Here is a 2,896-nt window from a genome sequence, read left to right on the forward strand (position 1 = left end):
CGGCTGGGAAACCCTCTCTCAGCCCCTCGAACCCATGCCCCTTGACCTCGCAGCCTAAAACACCGACCCTTCACATGCCCGGAGCGCGCCGCCAGGGAATTTCCACAGCATTCGCGACACGACCCGCCTCGCCTCCATATGGCTCAAATAGAAAATCAGCGACTCAAACCGGATAACGCGTTCAGACGGCTGAAAACTTAGGCGATCACCTTTGCCGACTGTTGCACGGCAGGCATACACAAAAGTAGCATAGCGAACTAACATCCGTAAAAAATTCGCAAAAGTTAATGGAGCCGCCCGCGGCTACTGCAACCATAAGGATTTCAAAACACTTCGGAAGATCCTGAAAAGATTGTTTATCCTTCCGTTGCACCGAAAATATTGAAAAACACGCCCACACCTCAAATCGTTTATTGATTGCAACAATTCAACGTTTTGCACGTATCGACAGACCCTTTTTCCTGCCGATTACTAAGGCAAGAGTTATTATATGAGGACGATTTGATGTTGAAAATTATCAAGCCCCGAACTCGGCGGGAAAGAAAGTTCGAAGAACAGCAGGCGGTTCTGGACGTCATCGACAGGACACAGGCCGTTATCGAGTTTGCGACAGACGGCACAATCCTAAAAGCAAACAAGAATTTCCTCGAAACCCTGGGCTATGAACTCAGCGAGATCGAAGGGCATCATCATTCGATGTTCGTCAAGCCCGAAGACGCGCAATCGGCGGATTATGCGACCTTCTGGTCGGGATTGGCATCGGGGGAATATTATTCGGACCGCTTCGAACGAGTTTCGAAATCCGGCGAACCTGTCTGGATACAGGCAACCTATGCGCCCGTATTCGACTCTGAAGGCAAGGTGCGCAAAGTCATCAAGATTGCCACCGACGTGTCCGATGCCAGCGCCCGCCAGGAAGCCATGGATGGCATCCTTACCGGGCTTGAGGCCATCAGCCAGGGCGATCTGCGGCACCGGGTCGAGGTATCAGACATCAAAGAGCTGAGCACCCTCGGCACCACCTTCAATGCAGCCATCGAAAAGCTGGAGCAAGTGGTGCTATCGGTCAAACAGGTTGCATCGACAGTCTCCGCAGCCGCCGACGGGATCGAAGGCTCTTCAGGGGAACTGTCGTCACGCACGGAATCGCAGGCGGCGACATTGGAAGAAACCGCCGCCGCAGTGGAAGAGCTGTCATCAGCGGTGAATTCCTCGGCCAATCTGGCGCAGGATGTCAAAGGCATCGCAGATACGGCGCAGCGGACTGCTAAGGACAGCAATAAAGTCATGGACCGGGCCGTCGACGCGATGGAGGCGATCAAGCAATCCTCCGAGGAAATCGGAAGCATCGTCTCCCTCATTGACGACATTTCGTTTCAGACCAACCTTCTGGCTTTGAATGCCGCCGTCGAGGCCGCCCGTGCCGGAGAGGCAGGCAGGGGGTTTTCGGTGGTTGCGGCCGAGGTTCGAACCCTGGCCCAGCGCTCGGGCAGCGCTGCAGGGGAAATCAAAAAGCTGATCGAACGCAGCTCTTCGCAGGTGCATTCGGGTGTGGATGTCGTGGCACAGGTCGGCCAGGAACTTCAGACCATCATTGGCGGCGCATCGGACATCTCCGAACGCATCGGTCATATCGCCAGTGGCGCCAAGGAACAGGCAGCCGCCTTGCAAGAGATCAACGTTGGCATCGGTCAGCTTGATCAGGTCACGCAGCGCAATGCCGCAATGGTGGAAGAAACCAGCGCGGTCAGTCTGGACCTGTCGCACAATGCCCGGCTGCTGCAGCAGCGTGTCGCTACTTTCAAGGTCGGCGGTGACGCGGGGCAAGGCACCGTCCGGGCTGTCCAAGCCACCCCGGAAACGCCCCTACAAACACACCGTCCGGCGGCCTGAGACGGGGGTTTCAAAATCCCCCGCCGCAAGGCGTGTGGGTTCGAATCCCACCTTGGGTACCACTTGAAAACAAACAGTTTTCTTGTTCCCGCGTAGAAAATTTCAAGGTTAATATCTCGTTTTGTGCATATTTTGTGCATTTGGTAGGCGAGGATGGGCGAGGTTCTTCGGGCTACATGTGTTAGATATAACGATGAAAGCCACCCTCTTTGGGGTGGCCTCTGTTATATTTTAAACACTTATGCTGGTGCGGGTCATTCAACGCATGGTTCCCACGCGTCGATGGTATCCCTGACAATCTGGCTCTCATTCAGATGGCTGTAGCGTGAAATCATTGCCGTGGTTTTGTGCCCGGTGATGCGGCGGATCACTTCGTGCGGCTTCCCCGCTTCCACAAGCTCCGTTACTTTCGTGTGCCGCATATAGTGAGGCGTATAGGTGCGTTTCAGGCCAGCAGTTTTGCAGAGGCGTTTGAATTGGCGGCTCAGATCGTTGATGTGGCCGGTCGAGGTGTTGGATGCGAACACATAGCCGGTATCCGCTGCCTCTGCTTCTTTCAGGGCACGCAAGGCTTCCATCACAATTTTGGGCAAGGGCTGATCCCGCTTCCCAGTTTTCGTGTGGGGCAGATGAACGATCCCTCGCTTCCACCGGATGTTTTCCCACCGCAAGGATACGATCTCACGGTGCCGCATCCCGGTTCCGAATCCAATCAGCAGAAACAGGTGCAGCATCGGGTGCTGGCCGGGTTGTTGTGCAGCATCAATCAAGGCTTTTTGCTCTGAACGGGAAATCCGATCACGCTCCTTGAAGTCTTCACGGTAGTTTTGGCGAATATAAGGCTGAGTATGAATCCAGCCTTGGGCTTGAGCGTGCTGGGAATGTCCCGAACGATGTTGAAAAGCGTTTCGGGCGACGCTGCGGATTTCATGGTTATGCGGCTTGATCCAACGGGTCAACCAGCGCATCATTTTGTGGGTCGCGGTGTTTTTCCAATGCGGCC

Annotated in this window: 2 protein-coding genes and 1 tRNA gene; 2 read left to right on the forward strand and 1 reads right to left on the reverse strand. The window is 54.9% G+C overall.

The window, feature by feature from the left end; translation table 11 throughout:
• Positions 1-504: 504 nt before the first annotated feature.
• Positions 505-1,893, forward strand: a complete 1,389-nt coding sequence (locus tag AAFO90_RS24500; RefSeq protein ID WP_347511144.1) for a methyl-accepting chemotaxis protein — start codon at positions 505-507, stop codon at positions 1,891-1,893.
• Positions 1,877-1,955, forward strand: a tRNA-Leu gene (locus AAFO90_RS24505). Before AAFO90_RS24500 ends, AAFO90_RS24505 begins: the two co-directional genes overlap by 17 nt.
• A 192-nt stretch (positions 1,956-2,147) precedes the next feature.
• Here the strand turns inward: AAFO90_RS24505 and AAFO90_RS24510 are convergent.
• Positions 2,148-2,896, reverse strand: a 749-nt coding sequence (locus AAFO90_RS24510; protein ID WP_347511145.1) for a site-specific integrase, incomplete at its 5' end; no start/stop codon positions are given.

The organism is Phaeobacter sp. CAU 1743 (genome assembly GCF_039839315.1).
In the GTDB taxonomy this organism is placed as follows: Bacteria; Pseudomonadota; Alphaproteobacteria; order Rhodobacterales; family Rhodobacteraceae; genus Phycobacter; species Phycobacter gallaeciensis_A.

Bases quoted from the DNA above. Each gene is read 5' to 3' on its own strand.
- AAFO90_RS24500 (WP_347511144.1), top strand. From the start codon at position 505: ATGTTGAAAATTATCAAGCCCCGAACTCGGCGGGAAAGAAAGTTCGAA.